The following is an 18,553-nucleotide window of genomic DNA, read 5'->3' as shown; positions in this document are numbered from 1 at the left end:
ACTTTGAATTCAAGGCTGTACTGCTGGGTACGTTTTGCGGTTTTGTATGCGGGCATCATTTACTCCATTTTGAGTTAGTGATGCGTGTCCGTTAAAGCGGGGGAAGTCTAGTCCGATTTGTGTTGCCTTGTTAGGTTTTTGAGCCATTGGCTATTTCCACCCTGAAATAAACTCCAGTGAAATCTTTGTATTTTCATAAGCTCTAGGGACACTTCCAATTTTCACGTTAACTCTGTAGTTTTTAGTGCCAGAAGGAAAACTGTGAATATACATAATCTCTGACGTTTCTATTGGTGCAGTGGTTGGATCGAAAGTAACAGCTTTATTTTTTATTTTTTCATCTGAATACTGATAACGCGCATGCCATTCAAGGTCATTTGCCCATTGAGCCTCGCCTAAACTAGCCATTCTTTGATAATGGGCATTAAGAGGTGAGCTTCTATAAAAGTATGTAACACTACTTTTGCCGATTATTCTTACTTCTAGAACGGTACCCAATTCATGAAAGTTTACCGGTTTGTCATTTGAGAGTCTTACGCGAAGGAATGATGTACCGTGAGAGCCGTAACCGTTAATGTTGAAGCTATATTCACGATTTGAAGCGAAGTCTTTTTGTGGCAAATTTAAGGAATAATTCTTTAAGAACCATCCTGACTCTTTGTACTCACCATCTCCTTCATATCCACAAGCTGCGAGAAACAAAGGCAAAAGTAAAATCCATTTTTTGTTCAAAGTGACTCCGTTTCCTAGAAACCTAACGCCCTAATCAGCGGATGCTTTGGCAGTCCGTTGCATTATTTTGTTAGAAGCATTTGATAGTCGATTTATCTGCAAAGAGAATGGCCTTTCTATAACTAAAAACAGTGCAAAGGAAGTAAAAAGCGTCATTACGAACAATGGAGCCCACAGCCAAAAGTATAGATGTCCATTGGAATAACCTGCGGGTACGATAGTTGCAATAACTAAAAAACAAAATTTCAAGGTAAGTCCGTGTATTAGGTAATAAGAATAGCTCATATTGCCGAGCCACCTCACAGGTTTAAAAGTTAACCATCTATATGTTCTTGACTGAGTATTGAAGGCACACAAGCAAAGCAATAAGAACAGTATAAATACAGCTGATATGGAAAATAAATAACTAAAATTGTAAATCGATCTAAGTCCAAATATTACTAGTGCTAAGATTAAGAATAAGTCACCTCCTTTTTTTAAGGTAATTTGTTTTTTTGTATAAAATTCAAATAACAAAATTCCTGAGATAAACATCAGTAAACGAACAGGGCCTCCAAATAGCATCCAGACAACTAGGCCTACTACTGAAATGATTACCCAAAAATAGATTCGCTGGCCGACAGTCCAGCTCTTAAGATTCAGTCCAAAGATGACTATTGGAATTAGCAAATAATAGAAAACCTCATAACTTAAAGACCAAGCAACAGTAATGATCGGTTGTACATCAAAAATTCCAGGTAGCAGAAGAAGGTTTTGTATTATGTAAATCATCATTTCAGCCGTTTGGCTAGGTAGTTTACTTTCACTAGGGAAAATGAATGACAATACTATATAGACTATGAAAACGACTAAAAAAGTAGGGTAAATTCTCTGTATTCTTCTTTTAGCGTAACTTAGGCTTGAAAAGATCTTTTTATCTAGCACTGAACCATAAATTAGATAACCACTCAATACAAAAAACAAGTCAACACCCAAGTGCCCAAGGCTATGTATAAAGTGCGAAATTTTTACTGAAGCTCCAGATAAATAAGGTTCCATTAAGCTACTGTAATGAACCCAAAAAACTAGAAATACCGCTACGCCCCTTAGCCCTTCCATTGAAAGTAATGGCTTATTTTTCCCATGACTAATTTCTAATTTAGACTCCAACCAATTTTTCAATCTAGTCTCCAGTATGATGAAATTGTAGTGCTTCTAACAATGTTATTACCATGAATTCACGGTATGCCGCAGGCGGCACAGTACCGTTTATTCACAGTTTCTATTTATTTTCCCCATGTTAACAATAGCTTGGAGCCAGCTACCAGCGCTTTGTGCATAAGCAGCGGCGGGGAAAGCGAGAATTGGGATTTATAATGGTCCCGGTATGCACGTACCGCTATAGCCAATATTCAGTACTTTCAATAAGTTATCGCTAGCGTTATGAGGCAAAGCGAGACTTTCTGATGTGTGAAACCGAGAATTTCTTGCGAAAATTGAGTGAATTCAACTTATACCTGTACAAATGCTCAGCAGTTCCTGGTAATGGATTTCTCGATATTTATCACTACATGGTTTAGCCAGAAAGCTAAGTTGAGCGTCCGCTGCTCGCTCTTAGCTGACTGTCCGGTTGACTCTAAACTTTTCAGGAAAAATTTCAGGTCGAGCAAGCGTCATAGCGCAGCGCTATTATGGTCTGTACTTCCGATTACGCCGTTTCAGGCCCGGCGTTTAGACAACTGTGGAATATCGGCCTCATGCTTTGCCTCCACAGATACACTGCCGCCTTTGCGTGGTTTGATTTTCTCACCGAGCACCAACATGCAAGGTGTCAGGAACAGGGTCAACGCTGTGGCGAAGATCAGGCCCCCGGCAATGGCACTGGAGAGTTGTGTCCACCATTGGGTTGAGGGGGCGCCAAAGCCAAGACTGGGCTCAATCAGATTGACATTGACTGCCAATACCATGGGCATCAGTCCCAGTACGGTTGTCACTGAGGTCAGTAGCACCGGACGCAGACGCAAACTCCCTGTCTCCAGCGCTGCTTGTTGGGGAGGGATGCCATCGTCACGCATCTGGTTGTAGGTATCGATCAGTACAATGTTATTGTTCACCACAATGCCAGCCAGACCGATGATGCCCATTCCTACCATGACCACGCCAAAACTCTGGCCATTGACCAACAACCCCAGCAGCACGCCCGCCGTAGACAAGACAATGGCAGACAGTATCAGCAGACTCTGATACCAACTGTTAAATTGCACCAGCAGTATCATCAGCATCAGGAATATCGCGGTAATGAAGGCGCGGATCAGAAACATCATGGCCTCTTCCTGATCGGCACTTTCGCCGGCGGTTTTGATCGACACACTGTCCGCTATATCCAGTTCACTGGCATACAGAGCCTGCAGCCGTTCGCTGACCTGATAACCTTCAGCAAGATCCGATTTTATGGTGATAGCGCGACTACCATCAATGCGTTTGATGATGCTGGTTTTACTGCCTGGCTCCAGATTGACAAAATTACTCAGTGGAACCTGACCCCGCGGGGTGTTAATTGTCAGACGCTGAAGTTGATCCAGGGAGCGCCAGTCATGGGGAAAGCGCACGCGAATATCGACTTCATCACTGGCATATTCCGGCCGGAACTTGGCGAGCAGCAGGCCGTTACTGATCATCTGCACTGCATTGCCCACGGTAAGGATGTCGGCGCCAAACCTGGCCGCAGCGGCGCGATCGACGTGAATTCGCCACTCTATGCCCGCCAGGCTGCGATCATCTTCAATGTCGGTGAACCCTTCGAGTTCCCGCATCTGGGTGATGATGCTATTGACCGCGCGATCGGTAGCCTGACTGTCTATACTGCTGACCTGCAGTTCTATGGGCTTACCTGCTGCGGGGCCGCCTTCCTGCTGGCGAAACTCTAAGATGACGCCAGGAATGTCTGCGGTCAGTGAACGCATTTCATCCAGTATCTTGGCGGCCCGTCGACGTTGATGCCAGTCAATAAACTGAAATTGTAACGTGCCGATCACATCGGGGGCGAGTTCGCCGCTGGCGCTGGCCAGAGAGCGCGCATACAGGGCCTTGACTTCAGATAACCCTAACAGGCGTTTTTCCACTTGTTGCAGTAACGCGTCTTTCTCATAAATCGACAAATCTCCCCGGGCTCTCACCCAGACCTGCGCAGATTCTGGTTCTACCGATGGGAAAAATTCAAGACCATGATTGTATTTGCCATAGGCGGCATATATCAGCACGATGACACCAATGGTCGCGCCAAAGGTAAGAGCCGGATGACCTACCAGCTTGCCGAGCAGACGACGGTACACCTTGCCACCTGCGCTGCTTTGAACTGCATGAGGCTGTGTCTCCGCCTTGGTGCGACGGATGCTGCCCATCACAGGCAAAAACAGCAGTGCCATAAACAAGGAGGCGAGCAAACAGAGAATGACCGTGGCGGGCAGATATTTCATAAACTGACCCACCACACCGGGCCAGAACAGCAGAGGGGTAAATACTGCCAGTGTGGTGGCCGTTGAAGCAATAATCGGCCACGCCATGCGACTGGCTGCATTGGCCCAGGCCTGCTTAGCTGACTGCCCCTCGGCCAGATTCCGGTCGGCCAGTTCGCTTACGACGATAGCACCGTCTACCAACATGCCGGCCACAAGGATGAGGGCAAAAAGTACAATGATGTTCATGGTATAGCCGAGTCCATAGATCATCAGTATTCCCGCAAAGAACGCGCCGGGAATGGTGATTCCCACGAGCACGGCCGAACGTAAACCCATGGTGGCGACAATCAGAATCAGCACCAGCACGACCGCGGTCAGGACATTATTTAGCAGGTCAGAGAGCATGATTTTGACATCTTTGGACTGGTCCATGATGTAATCCACCTGCATGTCTGGCGGGAAAAGGCTACGGGCCTGGTCTATCAGGGCTTTGGTCTGCGCGATGGTGGAAATGATATTGGCGCCACTACGCTTTTTAACTTCCAGTACCACGGCAGGTTGACCATTAATACGGGCGAATCCCTGGGGATCCTTAAAGCCCCGGTTGATACTCGCCACATCGGCAAAGGTAATGACGGTATCGCCCTGGACTTTAACCGGGATCGACAGGACATCTTCCAGGTCTTCGATGACTCCCGGCACTTTCATGGCCATACGACCTGCGCCTGTGTCCAGGCTTCCCGCGGCCACCAGGCGATTATTATTAGAGACCAGATTAAACAGTTGCTGATAATCCAGGCCATAGCCTTCCAGAACCTGGGGATCGACCACGATTTCGAGTAAATCTTCGCGGTCACCACCGATATCTACTTCTAACACTTCCGGAATAGACTCAATCTCTTCTTTCAATTCACGCGCCATAAAAACCAGCTGGCTCTCGGAAACCGGACCTGACAGGCCCACCGACAATACCGGAAACAATCCGACATTGATTTCATTGACCGTGGGCTCCTCCGCCTCACTGGGCAATTTGGCTCTGGCGGCATCGACTTTAACCCTGACATCGGCCAGGGCCTTATCGGCATCAAAGCCGGCATCGAACTCCAGCATCACCGATGCATGTCCCTCACTGGCGGTAGAGGTCATTTTTTTAATGCCTTCCAGGGCTTTCAGCTCATGCTCCATGGGCCTGACCAGCAAGCGCTCACCGTCTTCGGGGCTAATACCATCCAGGGCCATGGAGACATACATCATGGGAATAGCCACATCCGGGTTCGCTTCTTTAGGAATGGACTGATAAGCCGCGATGCCGGCAATAAACAGAAACAGCAGCAGCATCAGCGTGGCGCGGCTGCGGTGTATTGCAGCTCGGATGAGGGCATTCATGATTTAGTCTCAGTGGTGCGCACCCGCTCTCCGGGTTTAACAAATCCAGCACCGCGGGTGATAATGCGTGCGCGTTCAGGTAAGCCACCGACCCAGGCGCCGTCGGTGTCGGCAGAGAGGATAGTAACTGGAAAAAATTCTACAAGCTGTGCCTCATTGACGACTGACAGCCCCAGGTTACCGCTGTCATCGAGACTCAACAAAGCAAGGGAAACCCGGTGTGCTGGTTCCGAGCCCAGACTGATTTCAACGGTTGCGCTGGCCCCCGCGATGCGCAGGCCATCCGGGTTGGGTGTAGTCATTTCAATGTAATAGGTGCGCGTGGTGGTATCGGCAGCAGCACTGATAAAGCTCACGGTTCCGGTTAGTTCGCGGCCATCCAACAGGCGCAGTCGGGCAGCCTGGCCGGTGTGTAACCGGCCAATATCCTGTTGAGGGATTTGTGCGGTAACTTTAAAGGTATCCAATTGTACCAATTCCATCAAAGGCGTGCCGCTTTGCACCCAGTCGCCCACTTCGATATGGCGTCGATCCAGTACACCGTCAAAGGGGGCTTGCGGCTCAAGCTGGCTGAGCGCCAGGCGCGCGCTCACCAGTTCAGCTCTGGCTTTGGCCAGTTCACTTTGCAGCCGGGTTAACTCTGTGGCAGAGGACAACTGTGCTTCTTCCAGGGTGCGAGCACTGTCTACTTCACTCTGGCGTAACTGAAGGTTGGCTTCAGCTTGCTCGACCCGGGCACGGCGACCCTCATCAGAAAGGCGCAGCAAGGGCGAGCCTTGTTTTACCTGACTTCCCTGTTGCTGATAAATTTCCTCTACCGTTCCGCTTTGCTGCGATTTAATGTCCACCTTTCGCCAGGGCAATACCTGGCCCTGCGCCACCTGTTTGGCTTCATAAGCTCGCGCTTCAGAGTATCGAATTTCTACACTTGCCAGTTGAGACTCAGGAGGTTGCTGCGGCGCCGGTGGGGTTGTACGCGCGCTGTACTGATCGCCGCTGAATAGCCAAATCATCAGCGCCACGGCAAGAATGATAGCGACGAAAACGGGAGAAAAAGGCATTTTTTTCAGCATAAAGGCATCCCTGGCGGCAGTGCGGTGAAAAAAGACTGGAAAGGTGAAATATACCTTTGCGCTCAAATAGCGACAAGGAAGCAATTGTAAGGTTTAGTTATTCTCAATATAAGGCCGAGTGCAAAAATGAGAACACGCTAAACAAAGATTTTTATCTAGCCTTGAGCTGAATGACGCAATCTTCGCACGTTGAGGTGAGCAACCAATTTTTCAATAGTGTGTACTAAGCCGGCAAGAGCAACATTAACCGCGGGGGCTGCTACAAGAGCATACTTTGCCCCACTTTGGTGTTCACCAAAGGGGGGCGGAGTGGCGCACAAAGCAAAAAACCGCCACTATGGTCGGTTTCTTACAATATGGCCCGCCCGAGAGGATTCGAACCTCTGACCTCTGCCTCCGGAGAGTAGCCCGGCTAAATTTTGTTAATTGTCATTAAACGGCACAGGACGCATTTAAATGTAATTTCATATACTTACGAAAAAAAGATAACCCCCTCAAATAACACCGTTTAACAACATTGGTCACTGTCAGGTCACATTTTATGGATTTAGCCGTGGTTAAAAATAACCGCTTGCTACTCGCTTTTTACCCGGCTAAATCATCGAGCACAGACCACCCTAACTCATGACTTTGTAGTGGCAGACTAAACCCGAACACCGTTTTAAGTGGTAGCATTATACTTAATAACGAGGTGTTCAATGAGAAGGCAAAGATGGTCATTCAGTCCGGAATTTAAAAATGATGCAGCCAGCCTGGTGCTCGTTCAGGGGTATAGCGTTCCCGAAGCAAGTCGCGCTGTAGACGTTCATGAAAATACCCTGCGCAAATGGGTTCAGCAACTTGAGTCTGAACGCGGCGGTAGCACACCCAAGTCCAAAGCTCTGTCGCAAGAGCAGCAGCGTATTCAGGAGCTGGAGACTCGCGTGAACCGTCTGGAACGAGAAAAGACCATTCTAAAAAAGGCTACGGCTCGTTGCGAAACAAACTCTTAATGTCCGACGACCTGAAGTCCACAAGCCGATAGACCGGTTGAGGGTGCATGATACAACAGAATTGGCCTGTTCAGCGTTAGGTGTTGGTGTCAGTATTTATTATGAACCGCGAAAGCGACACCGTCTGATTGGTGCTAAACGGCGCATTCTGCGCGCCAGAGTGAAGCGTCAGTTCGCTAAGAGTCGTCAGTCTGCTGGCACACGAACGCTTGTTGGTATGCTTCGCGATGAAGGCATCGTCATGGGCCGATTCAAAATAGGTCGGCTGATGAAAGAACAAGGGCTGATGAGCAAGCAGCCGGGTAAGCACGCTTATAAAAACGTGCAGGTTGAGCGGCCAGATATCCCTAATTTACTGGACAGGCAGTTCAATGTGGAGCAGCCTAACCAAGCTTGGTGCGGCGATATCACCTACATCTGGACGGGCTCAGCATGGCATTATGCAGCCGTCGTAATTGACCTGCATACTCGACGGGTAATCGGCTGGAGCATGTCACATCGGCCGGATGCGGAGCTTGCCGCCAGAACTTTAGATATGGCTTACGAGCTGAGGGGTAAGCCAAAAGGCGTGATGTTCCACAGCGACCAAGGCTCTCAGTACGGCGCACGGAAATTCAGGCAACGGCTGTGGCGATACAAGATGAGCCAGAGCATGAGTCGCGGAGGGAACTGCTGGGACAATAGCCCAATGGAGCGCGTGTTCAGAAGTCTGAAATCAGAATGGATGCCATCAACCGGCTACTGTTCGCCTAATGAAGCAAAACGAGATGTGGGATATTACCTTATTAATTATTACAACTGGGAAAGACCGCTTCAATTTAACGATGGGCTACCACCGGCAAAAGCGGAAGAATTAGCTAAAAAGGTGTCCGGGTTTTATTGACCACTACAATGCCCCACATATTCGCTAACTTCTTACTTCTACAACCTAATCTCAAATCCGGCCGATTCTCTGATGCTAATTGGATTGCCATCAGGATCTTTACAACGAATGATGGCCCCCCAATCTGTGTCTAATCGTTTAGCCTCAGGATCATAAGTTTGCACTAAAGCTAAAATCTCCCGGGTGTCTTCTACATGAAATCGTAATGTTGTAGGGCTTTGTGCAAAGGTTTTTTCTGTCTCTGATGCCACGCCCCCCGTTTCAATCATCAAATATCCCGAACCAAATGTTAAACAAGCCAATCTAAAATCACCATCCTGCTTGGTAAACATTTTGGTTAGACCAAATAAAGACTGATAAAAAGCGACACACTCATCAAAATTTGCCACATTTAAAATGATTCCATAACGCTCAAACTGCACGTTTTACTCCTAATAATTTCAATACTCTAAAAGCGAGAAACCACAACAATTGGGGTTTATTTCTCAGGGACCTGATATCCGGCGTACTCATATATTTTCGAGATAGGTGCTCCACTTAATTCAATAATGCTCTTGTTGGAATTCAACATGGCTTGATATATCAAATACCGCCCAGCCTTATAACCGATAAAAGACCGTCCGTCAGGGTGTTCACCCGATACCCAATGCATATAATTTGCATGGGGTGGTAATGTTAAAATTTCTTTCACCCAATCATCGACATTAACTGGCGCTTCACTGGCGTCGGAAGAAGTGCCACTCAATAACTCAGCGAATACAGTCGCCAACCCTTCATTGGCTGCGGCAATGTGGATCCCTGGCCCAAAATCGTGGTCTTCGATAGCCCAACCAACAGCGATATGATGTAACTCATGCAGAGCCGTAGAGCGCCCTCCCTTTAGAATTGCATCATAAAAGCCCCCCTCCCCATGATCGGAAATAATGAATGAAATTTTACCAATTGGATCGTGATTGGTTGCCATGCCAGTAACGCCATCAACAATATCTAAGTCCCAATCAACCGTTTTAATGCTGAAAACAAGATTTCTTGTCATCGCCGGAAAGAAAGTACGAACATCTCGCTCGGCAACAGTGATAACTGATTCAAGAAAGGCTTTTTCACTATCATTTAATCTGCTGTTTTTATATTCAAATTGGATATTCGTATTGGCTCCGGGCACAACAGATTCATTTGCACTTAAATAAGGGCTGAAAATATATGTTATAAGCCACACAAGTAAGGTTGCTACTTTAAATTTCATCATTTCGTCTCCGAACTGTCCGCATTAGTTAGCGTCTCTTAACCTGTCGATAATCGTTGCACTGACCCAAAAAATGTTAGCGTTACCATGCTCGTTTAAGCGATGAAATAACATGAACTTACCATCTGGTGTCACACTTGCCGCCGCATCCCAGCCATCAGTATTGATATCACTCCCCATGTTAATTGCATCGCCCCATCGACCATCTTCCTGCTTAAAGCTGATATAGATATCCGAGCCGCCGTATCCTTCTTGACGTCTGCCATCCCAAATCAAATAAGATTCGTCGGGCGCAATAAAGGGGTGAGCATTGAATGTTCCAGAATTAATCTGGTTACCAAAGGCTTGTGGTGCTTGGCGCTCGCCATCAAGCAACTGTGAGAAGCGGATTATTCCATCCCCTTCAGGACTGCCCACCTCATCGAACACATAAGTGCCCGCAAGTGAACTGCTCATACGCATGATCCGATATTTATCAAAATCTGGACCTAAGCTAACTGCTTTCGTCCATCCTTCTTGTCGACGCATTTTTAATGCGTTTGCCAAGGTGCATCACTTTTCCATCTGGCGAAAAAAGCGGTTGCCCTGTTCTTGAGTCAAATATGGACTCTATCCATGTCTCCCCTTGCTGCTGGAACACCACAAATTCCACCTTTGTTTCAGCGTTCGGCTTTCTGAGAAAATAAAACGACCGCATATCAGGTGAGAACGTCCCGCCATAAGAATAATGTTGAGTGGAGATAAGTCCCGGCCCAAAAAGCACCGGTGTATCTTCCGGCGTTGGTAGTCCAAGATATGGACCTTGCAAAGTTGACTCTGTCGGCATAGACCAAGCCGATGGACTTTGTACTGCAATAAACACAGTCGAAATAGTGATTAAAAAATTAACGAATCGCATGATGACTTATCCTGAAAAAGTAACGATCTTTATGAAAGTTGCATCACACTGTAAGATCTCAAGTAAACTTGAGGTCAAGCATTTTTTTAGACATAAGTTAAAAGGAAGACGGACAGAGAGGATTGAACGTCAGGCTTATTTGATCTAGTCAGCTAAATTCATTGGAGCAGTTCATAGCAATTAGTCTTGCCTATTTTTGTCCAACAAAATAGGGCCAGTTCCACATTCTGCTAGCTTGTCATTTTCATTATAAATAGGACAATTTTCCATCGACAAACACCCACAGCCAATGCAGCCTGTTAAGTTCTCACGCAAATTTTTTAAGTAGTTGATGCGGTTGTCCAACTCTACTTGCCAAAACGTTGCGAGACTCTTCCAATCACTTTTACTCGGAGCTTGATTAAGGGGTAAATAGGACATCGCTTCTTTAATAGAATCCAGACCAATCCCCATTTTTTGAGCTGCTTTGATCACAGAAACACGGCGCAGCACATCCAGTTTATACCTTCTATGGTTAGCCGTATTGCGATGGCTAGCAATAAGGCCAATAGACTCATAGTAGTGCAGTGTACTTACTCGTATTCCAGCTCTTTTAGCAACTTCGCCAACGGTTAATGAATCTTGCATTATATTTCCTCGAAAAAAATCTTGACCTCAAGTCTACTTGAGGAAGTATCCTTTGTCAGGTCTAGTCAATATGAAATTTCCACAATGGAGGTAGAAAGATGCCAAAAAAAGTATGGTCAGCGCTCAGTTTAATTTTAATAAGCTTTTGTCTGGGCGCAAAAGATCAACATGCCAACGTTGCCCTCTCGGGTATTTATTTAGGTGAAAAGTTACCCGGCGAAACTCCGACATTGTTTGCTCCTGGGATTATCTCCCTCGATGGAAGATATGAATTTGGTATTTCTTTTTCACCCGATCTAAAAGAAATATATTTTTCTGGGAATAAAAAAGGGGAACTATCCAAAATATTTATGACCCAACAGGTCAACGGTAAGTGGACACCTGTGACCCCTATTAGTTTTACCAAGCAAAGTGAGTTAGGAGAGTTGCATCCATTTGTCAGCCATGACGGAAATAAACTCTATTTTTCAAGCCACGACAGTGAATATAAGGAAAATCAGAATTGGTATGTACAAAGGAAAAATCATTCTTGGAGCACAGCAATAAATCTTGGAGAGGTTATTAATCAAGATGAAGTATTTGATGTAAGTGAATCTGCAAATGGCGATCTCTACTACACCAACATATCCAAGATGAAAATGTATTATGCACCATTCAAATCTGGGCGATACCCAGAACAAATGGAGGTTGGTATAGATTCAGGAATTCATGGTGTTATTTCGAAATCCCAAGATTTTTTGATTGTTGATGCCAGACACAAGGAACGCAAAGATAAAGACTTATATGTGTACTTCAAGCTAGAGGATGGTGGCTGGAGCGACGCAATAAATCTTGGCGATAAGGTGAATACAACGTTTAACGAAACCGTGCCCAATCTCACCCCCGATGGAAAATTCTTATTCTTTAGTAGGTACGATGAAAAGAATGGCCTATCGAACTTCTATTGGGTAAGTTCAAAAATAATTGAGGACTTGCGACCCTATTAGCGAGAAAGAATATGGAATTAACTTACAGAAAAGCCAATAGCAGTGACCTAGAAGACATTATTCAACTGCTCGCAAAAGATAGTCTCGGAAGTGGTAGAGAAGATGATTCTCAGCCTATTAATAACGCATACGTAGAAGCATTCAAAACGGTTGAGCACGATGCAAACAATGATCTTTTGATATTTGAAGTTGCAAGAAACATGATAGGTATTTTACAAATCACCTTCATACCAGGTCTCACCTATATTGGTAGTTGGCGATGTACTGTCGCAGGTGTCCGAATCAAAGACGAATATCGCGGCAAGGGATTTGGCAAACTCATGTTTGAACATGTCCTCAATATCGCCAGAGAAAAAGGGTGCAAGTTAGTGCAGCATTAAATTCCCGCTTTCTTCAATCCCAGAATAAGCACGCGACGATCCAGCCAGGCTTTAACGCCATGCACCTTATTCAGTTGCATGCGCTGCAATAAAGAGGCGTAACTTTCTCCAGCTGAGCCATAAATCAGAGACTGAAATAAGGTTTTTACTTTACCAAAGCGGGTTGAGGTGCGGGCTTTCAGGTGTTTCAGGGCTTTCCCTATCTTTAACTCATCGTCTGTGAAGTCACAGCCAAAGGGAAATGCCGGGAACAGCGCTTTTTGTTGAAAATCTTTCAGGGCTTGCTTGATTGCCTGTGGTGTATTGTTTCGCCATTGTGCCGGTAAGCTGAAATCCTGAGCAACTTTACCGGCCTTCTGTGCCTGTTTTAATAAGCCGGGCTGGAATCTTGAGTCGGCAATGCGGATTAACGCCAGGTAAACCTGTTCATCGGCTTTTCCGCGAAGATCAGCAATGCCGTACTCGGTGATGACAATATCACGCAGGTGTCTCGGAATAGTGCAGTGCCCGTAGGAAAATAATATATTGGACAGCGTTTGAGCGCCTGAGGTACGGGTGCTGCGCAATGTCAGTATGGAGCGGGCGCCTTTAAGTTCATGGGCCATGGCGACAAAGTTATATTGCCCGCCAACACCACTTAACACCCGGCCATCTTCCAGCCCGTCGGACACTGCGGCGCCGTCGAGTGTGCATTGCATTGCTGAGTTGATAAAGCGGCCGGCAACCCGCTGCGCCACTTTAAGGCGCTGATCGCCAAAGCGATGATCGTTAAGATCATTAATATAATTAACGCTGCTCATGCAGATATGCTGGCGTTGTTCGCCAGTCAGTTGCGCCAGTTTGTGATAAAAATCTCTAGGCCCCAGATAAAATCCGCCATGCATGACGACACCCTGCTGTAAACGGGGATCATCACTGTGTTTGGGATCCAGAACCCCCTGGTTGATCTGCTCCTGTAGTTCGGCGTCCGGATAAACCTTCCGGCTCAGGATGCCCGCTTCCAGCAGATGGATAAAACCATCTACCATCATCTCACTGCAACCATACAGGCCTTTTTTAAAAGGCGCGGTACCGCCGTATTCTTCGGCGACCGGAAAACGTTCCGCCACTTTAAGGTTACGGTAAAGTTGTTGCCAGTGGGTGTTATTCTGATGCCGAAGGCAGGTGCTGTAGATTAATGCCGAGCCTAATGAACCGATACCAACCTGCAGGGTGCCACCATCTTGGAGCAGGCTGCTGGCATAAAAACCAATCATATGATCCTGGGCGCTGATCGGAGTGTGCGGAACGGAAAAAAGAGGATACTCCGTCTCTTTATTGTGCAGAACAAGGTCAAACGTGGTGGCAGCAACAGCAGCATCGGGGCCGAAAAATGGCAGGTTGCTATTGCATTCGGCTACCAGAACAATGGGTTTGTCGTCTGTTTCTGCTGCCCGCAGATTCTGGAATAAATCCAGCGACAAATCAGGGTTACAACTGAGGCTGAACTGCTGCGGATAATCGGGATCCGTATCGGGTGCTACTAATTGACCGACCACATTGACACCCAGTGCGATGAGATCACGCATAGCGTGCGTGTAATTAGTGCAGATATACCGGCGCTGCTGTTCAGGGTGATTGAGAAAATTACCGGCCAGGAAGAAAAACTCTGAAACCTTAACGTTGTCAGGCAGTTTACGATTGAGCACATCTCTGGCGTACGCCAGCTCCGGTATATCACCGTACAGACGTGCAACAAAAGGGTCCATAAAGCGCTTTTCTAGGCCTTCAGAAGGTGTAGGCGGTAACAGAGAAAGTGCAGTGACAATATGCAGCTCTATGGAGGGATCTGCCTTGGCGCGCTGATATAAAGCGTTTGCGAAACGAATCGGCTTACCCAAACCGAGCGGGAGGCCCAGGGTAATTTTTTTGCCGACTCGTTGAATAACCTGGTCAACACATATGTCGCTGCTGGAAACTCTTTGTGGGCGCTCTTGGCTCATAGTGAGACTCTTTGTCTTTGCGTACAGGCTATCAGCTTATCTGCTGCAGACAAAGCCCAGGCAAGGGATGGTTTGGCGCCGGTGGATTATCAACGGTGACTATATAGACCGACATGGCTTGTTTAGAATATTGGCTGTCAGGGAGGCGACATTACCGGGGAAGAACATTTTGGTCATACTGGGGTCAGGGGATTAACCGGTGTTAGTGAGGACTACCAATGAAGTGCAGGGAATAATTGGTCCGCCTGAGAGGACTATTCGCATCATTTTTGAGGCTCTCCCGCGATGCGGGTTGGCTGAAGTGGGACAACATCGTTCCTGACGATGTTGTCGAACTGAAGATTCGCTCCAACGGCGCAGTCCAAAAAGCAAAAAACCGACGCAAAGGTCGGTTTCTTTTTAATATGGCCCGCCCGAGAGGATTCGAACCTCTGACCTCTGCCTCCGGAGGGCAGCGCTCTATCCAGCTGAGCTACGGGCGGATACAGTGTCAGGCCATGAGTATTGATTGCGCTGTTAAAACTGCGCTGGCCTGAGCGCCGCGTACTATGCCGCAAACCACCAGCGAAATCAATCATGAGATGCCTCTGCAGGGGATTTGTTTGCGTATTTTTGTCGGATTCTGATCAGGATCCCCATTACGGGCGTTCGCATCAAAATGGGCTGATCTATTTGTCGACAAGTATTAAAGGTTGTAGGGCACTGATTAACCGTTATAATCTTGGCCCAGAATCCATATTTGTACAGACCAGTGGCAGTGGGAGTAGGTTGTGAAGATTAAAACGTTGATGATGTTGGGTATCGGGCTGGTAGTGGCTTTTGCCGGTCAGGCTTATGATGCGTCAGAGGATGCCATCAAGGAGCGCATTAAGCCAATTGGCCAGGTGCGGGTTGCTGGAGCAGAAGCTGAAACGGCTTCCGCCGATGCGGGTCCTCGTTCAGGTCAGGAAATCTACCAGGCCTCCTGCTTTGCCTGTCATGGCACAGGTGCAATGGGCGCACCAAAATCTCAGGTGGCTGATGACTGGGCGCCACGTATGGAGCAGGGTTTCGATACGATGCTGAGTAACGCTATCAACGGCATCGGTGCAATGCCGCCGATGGGAACTTGTGCAAATTGCTCAGAAGATGATATCAAAGCCGCTATTGAGCACATGATAGACGGGCTCTAATGCATTAAAAGTTAAGTAAATTCTGTAAAAATAAGGCCACCTTTTTGGTGGCCTTTTGTTATCAATTGCGCTATTTTTGTCCGGTTAGCGATATTATTATAAAGACTTAAAACAATGGACTCGCTTACGTAAAAGGCATTATGAGCATCGACAAAAATGCTGAAGCCCTTAGCACGGAAGAGTTACGGGCACTGGTACCGCAACTTCAGCAACTGACAGAAAAGTACAAGCAGGCAGAAGCCTTACAAAAGGCACTGTTTGATATCTCAGAACTCGCTAATTCCGTGAGCGAGTTGTCGCGCCTGTACCCCGCCATTCACGACATTATCAGTGGCATGATGAATGCCCGAAATTTTTTCGTCGCTCTGTACGAACAGAACACCGAGTTGGTGGATTTCGTCTACTTTGTCGACGAGTTCGATGAGCTGAATGTGCGCCAGTTGCCCTCCTCAGTACTGAAAAAAGGTATCACCGGGCACATCCTGCGCACCGGCGAGCCACTGTTTCTGACCAAAGAAAACTATCATGACCAGTTACGCCACATGAAAGTGGAAGAATTGGGTTCAGATCCGATCGACTGGATCGGGGTCCCGCTCAAGCGCGGATCTCAGGTGATAGGTGCAATGGTGGTGCAAAGTTACGACGAGTCCGTGCGATATAGCGACCAGGATCTGGAGTTGCTGGTCTTTGTCTCACAGCACATTGTCAATGCTCTCGACAGGGTCAAAAGCCGCGAAATTACCGAAAAAACCATTCGTGAACGCACGCGACAGCTGCGCACTATCAATGAAGAGTTACAGGAAGAAATTCAGGAGCGGCAAAAGATAGAGTCGCTGCAGCAGGCATTATTTGAAATTTCAGAGCTGTCTGCCAATGTTGAAGGCGATATGCTCGACTTCTACGTCAGCCTGCACGATATTCTCTCCAGACTATTAAGTGCGCCTAACTGCTATGTGGCGTTACTCGATGAAAAGCACAAACGGCTCGACTTCCCTTACTACAGTGACGAAAAAGATCAGCAGATTGACTCAAGGCCATTAGGCAAAGGGTTAACCGAGTATGTGCTGAGAACAGGGCAAGCGGCTTTGATCGATCTGGAGCGCGCCGAGGCACTCACACAAAGCGGTGAGTTGGAGGATGAAGTCAGCGAGCGCATGGTGGAGCGCAATAACTGCTGGTTGGGATCGCCGTTGGTGGTGGACGGTGACATTTCTGGCGTGATTGCGGTACAAACCTATGAGAAAGACAAAGGCTACTCCCTCAAAGACCTGGAGCTGTTGAAGTTTGTTTCACACCATATTGCCGTGGCCATGGAGCGAAAAAGAGCCGCCGAAGCCACACAGGAAATGAATCAGCAACTGGCCGACAAGGTCAAAGAGCGCACAGAAGAGCTGTACAAAACAAATCAACATCTGAAAAAGCAGATAGAAGAACGTAAAGAGATTGAGCTGAAGCTGATTCATGATGCCCACCATGACGCGCTGACTGATTTACCCAACAGGGTGCTGTTCACCAACCGCCTGGAACTGGCCGTGGCGAATAAAAAGCGCCACCCGGACCATAATTTTGCGGTGCTGTTCATCGATCTCGACAGGTTTAAGCTGATTAACGACACCATAGGCCATCATGCTGGTGATATGTTTCTGATTGAGGTGTCAAAGCGTATTGGACAGTGTATACGCGGACATGATCTGCTGGCCCGCCTCGGTGGCGATGAGTTTGTTATTTTACTCGATTGCCTGGATGACGAAGACGATGCCGAAGAAGTGGCTACCCGTATCATTGACCTGCTGGGCCGCCCCTTTATGCTGGATGACAAGGAAATGTATTCTGGCGCGAGTATTGGCATCGCATTCATTCAAAGCTGGTATTCCAATGCCGATGAAGTGATTCGAGATGCTGATGCCGCCATGTATCAGGCTAAAGCCTTTGGTCGGGGCCGCTACATGACCTTCGACTCGAGTATGCGCGAACGTTTGCTTGAAGAAGTGGAGCTGGAGAGCGAGTTCCGGCGCATGCTCAAAGAAGGATTGTTTGAATGTTTTTGCCAACCCACTGTTAACCTGAGCAGCAACGAATGGGTGTACCTAGAGTGTTATATTCGTTGGCTACACCCCACATTGGGCAAGGTGAAACGGGAGCAGTTCTGGAATGTAGCTGAACATACCGGGTTAACCATAGAGATGGATAACTTCATGCTGGAAAAGGCGTGCGAGAGCCTGAGTAAATTGCAGTCAAAGGCCAGCCATCCTCTGCGTATCGCCATGAACCTGAGTATTAATCACATTTTGCAGACGAAGTTAGTCGGGCAGCTATTGGAACAGCTCGTTGAGTATGGCATCTCGCCCACACAGCTGGTGCTGGAGTTTGATGAAAATGCTCTCAATCAACGCTCTCACCATGTACTGCCGGCATTGAAAAAGCTCAAAAAAGCGGGTGTCACGCTGGTACTGGATAACTTTGGCAGTGGCCTGGCATCCCTGAGTTATCTCTATTCCTACCCATTCGACTACGTCAAGATAGACCATCGATTCGTGAAGTCTTTGCCCAAGTCGCAGAAGAATCTGAAAATGATCCAGTCCGTATTGAGTATTGCCGAGCATCTCGGCTTTCAGTTGATTGCGGAAGGGATAGACAGGGCCGAGCAACTGGAATCTCTGCGTCAGATTGGTTGTGAACTGGGTCAGGGGAATATCGTGGTGAAGGCGCAGCGTCTCGAAGATTTGCAGCCCAAGGACATCGGGGTGGTCATCGCCAGCTAG

14 protein-coding genes, 1 tRNA gene and 1 pseudogene are annotated in these 18,553 nt (G+C 47.4%); 5 read left to right on the top strand and 11 right to left on the bottom strand.

Going from position 1 to position 18,553, the window contains the following annotated elements:
• Positions 1-150: 150 nt before the first annotated feature.
• From CCY32_RS08300 to CCY32_RS08285, 4 genes are all read right to left on the bottom strand, one after another.
• Complete coding sequence (locus CCY32_RS08300) at positions 151-732, bottom strand: hypothetical protein (protein WP_088330117.1); 582 nt, start codon at positions 730-732, stop codon at positions 151-153.
• Between the two features lie 30 nt (positions 733-762).
• Positions 763-1,893: an acyltransferase gene (locus CCY32_RS08295; RefSeq protein ID WP_088330116.1), complete on the bottom strand. Its 1,131-nt coding sequence runs from the start codon at positions 1,891-1,893 to the stop codon at positions 763-765.
• Between the two features lie 536 nt (positions 1,894-2,429).
• On the bottom strand, positions 2,430-5,555 hold the full coding sequence (locus tag CCY32_RS08290) for an efflux RND transporter permease subunit (protein ID WP_088330115.1): 3,126 nt from the start codon (positions 5,553-5,555) through the stop codon (positions 2,430-2,432).
• Complete coding sequence (locus tag CCY32_RS08285) at positions 5,552-6,628, bottom strand: efflux RND transporter periplasmic adaptor subunit (RefSeq protein WP_088330114.1); 1,077 nt, start codon at positions 6,626-6,628, stop codon at positions 5,552-5,554. The genes CCY32_RS08290 and CCY32_RS08285 overlap by 4 nt, the downstream gene beginning before the upstream one ends.
• Positions 6,629-7,326: 698 nt before the next feature.
• On the opposite strand from CCY32_RS08285, the pseudogene CCY32_RS08280 reads away from it, so the two are divergent.
• A pseudogene (locus CCY32_RS08280) lies at positions 7,327-8,503 on the top strand (IS3 family transposase).
• Positions 8,504-8,541: 38 nt separating this feature from the next.
• Here the strand turns inward: CCY32_RS08280 and CCY32_RS08275 are convergent.
• The 5 genes from CCY32_RS08275 to soxR all read right to left on the bottom strand — a co-directional run bounded on the left by CCY32_RS08275 (position 8,542) and on the right by soxR (position 11,271).
• Entirely contained in the window at positions 8,542-8,925 is a 384-nt protein-coding gene (locus CCY32_RS08275) for a VOC family protein (RefSeq protein ID WP_088330113.1), read from the bottom strand.
• A 56-nt stretch (positions 8,926-8,981) separates the two neighbouring features.
• Positions 8,982-9,749, bottom strand: coding sequence for a DUF2268 domain-containing putative Zn-dependent protease (locus CCY32_RS08270; protein ID WP_088330112.1), 768 nt, complete (start codon positions 9,747-9,749; stop codon positions 8,982-8,984).
• Between the two features lie 21 nt (positions 9,750-9,770).
• A complete protein-coding gene (locus tag CCY32_RS08265) occupies positions 9,771-10,292 on the bottom strand; it encodes a PD40 domain-containing protein (RefSeq protein WP_168171458.1) in 522 nt (173 codons plus the stop codon).
• Complete coding sequence (locus tag CCY32_RS08260) at positions 10,240-10,644, bottom strand: hypothetical protein (RefSeq protein ID WP_088330110.1); 405 nt, start codon at positions 10,642-10,644, stop codon at positions 10,240-10,242. The genes CCY32_RS08265 and CCY32_RS08260 overlap by 53 nt, the downstream gene beginning before the upstream one ends.
• A 180-nt stretch (positions 10,645-10,824) precedes the next feature.
• Positions 10,825-11,271, bottom strand: coding sequence for a redox-sensitive transcriptional activator SoxR (gene soxR / locus CCY32_RS08255; RefSeq protein WP_088330109.1), 447 nt, complete (start codon positions 11,269-11,271; stop codon positions 10,825-10,827).
• A 98-nt stretch (positions 11,272-11,369) separates the two neighbouring features.
• Here soxR and CCY32_RS08250 point away from each other — a divergent pair, with 98 nt between their 5' ends.
• Positions 11,370-12,257, top strand: a complete 888-nt coding sequence (locus tag CCY32_RS08250; protein ID WP_088330108.1) for a PD40 domain-containing protein — start codon at positions 11,370-11,372, stop codon at positions 12,255-12,257.
• Between the two features lie 11 nt (positions 12,258-12,268).
• A complete protein-coding gene (locus CCY32_RS08245; protein ID WP_088330107.1) occupies positions 12,269-12,637 on the top strand; it encodes a GNAT family N-acetyltransferase in 369 nt (122 codons plus the stop codon).
• Here the strand turns inward: CCY32_RS08245 and CCY32_RS08240 are convergent.
• Complete coding sequence (locus CCY32_RS08240; protein ID WP_088330106.1) at positions 12,634-14,619, bottom strand: acetyl-CoA hydrolase/transferase C-terminal domain-containing protein; 1,986 nt, start codon at positions 14,617-14,619, stop codon at positions 12,634-12,636. The two genes, CCY32_RS08245 and CCY32_RS08240, sit on opposite strands and share 4 nt — an antisense overlap.
• 405 nt (positions 14,620-15,024) lie before the next feature.
• A tRNA-Arg gene (locus CCY32_RS08230) sits at positions 15,025-15,101 on the bottom strand.
• A gap of 288 nt (positions 15,102-15,389) precedes the next feature.
• Here CCY32_RS08230 and CCY32_RS08225 point away from each other — a divergent pair.
• On the top strand, positions 15,390-15,791 hold the full coding sequence (locus tag CCY32_RS08225) for a c-type cytochrome (protein ID WP_246840561.1): 402 nt from the start codon (positions 15,390-15,392) through the stop codon (positions 15,789-15,791).
• Between the two features lie 140 nt (positions 15,792-15,931).
• Positions 15,932-18,553 (top strand): EAL domain-containing protein, encoded by a 2,622-nt coding sequence (locus CCY32_RS08220; RefSeq protein WP_088330104.1) that lies wholly within the window; start codon positions 15,932-15,934, stop codon positions 18,551-18,553.

Source organism: Lacimicrobium sp. SS2-24 (assembly GCF_002201535.1).
In the GTDB taxonomy this organism is placed as follows: domain Bacteria; phylum Pseudomonadota; class Gammaproteobacteria; order Enterobacterales; family Alteromonadaceae; genus Lacimicrobium.
Note: the sequence above shows the minus strand (reverse complement) of the source record. Positions and strands in the feature narration are given on the sequence as shown.

Excerpts from the sequence above, each read along its gene's own strand:
- CCY32_RS08285 (WP_088330114.1), bottom strand. The coding sequence starts at position 6,628 with ATGCTGAAAAAAATGCCTTTTTCTCCCGTTTTCGTCGCTATCATTCTT.
- CCY32_RS08220 (WP_088330104.1), top strand. The coding sequence starts at position 15,932 with ATGAGCATCGACAAAAATGCTGAAGCCCTTAGCACGGAAGAGTTACGG.
- CCY32_RS08240 (WP_088330106.1), bottom strand. The coding sequence starts at position 14,619 with ATGAGCCAAGAGCGCCCACAAAGAGTTTCCAGCAGCGACATATGTGTT.
- CCY32_RS08245 (WP_088330107.1), top strand. The coding sequence starts at position 12,269 with ATGGAATTAACTTACAGAAAAGCCAATAGCAGTGACCTAGAAGACATT.
- CCY32_RS08250 (WP_088330108.1), top strand. The coding sequence starts at position 11,370 with ATGCCAAAAAAAGTATGGTCAGCGCTCAGTTTAATTTTAATAAGCTTT.
- soxR (WP_088330109.1), bottom strand. The coding sequence starts at position 11,271 with ATGCAAGATTCATTAACCGTTGGCGAAGTTGCTAAAAGAGCTGGAATA.
- CCY32_RS08260 (WP_088330110.1), bottom strand. The coding sequence starts at position 10,644 with ATGCGATTCGTTAATTTTTTAATCACTATTTCGACTGTGTTTATTGCA.
- CCY32_RS08270 (WP_088330112.1), bottom strand. The coding sequence starts at position 9,749 with ATGATGAAATTTAAAGTAGCAACCTTACTTGTGTGGCTTATAACATAT.
- CCY32_RS08290 (WP_088330115.1), bottom strand. The coding sequence starts at position 5,555 with ATGAATGCCCTCATCCGAGCTGCAATACACCGCAGCCGCGCCACGCTG.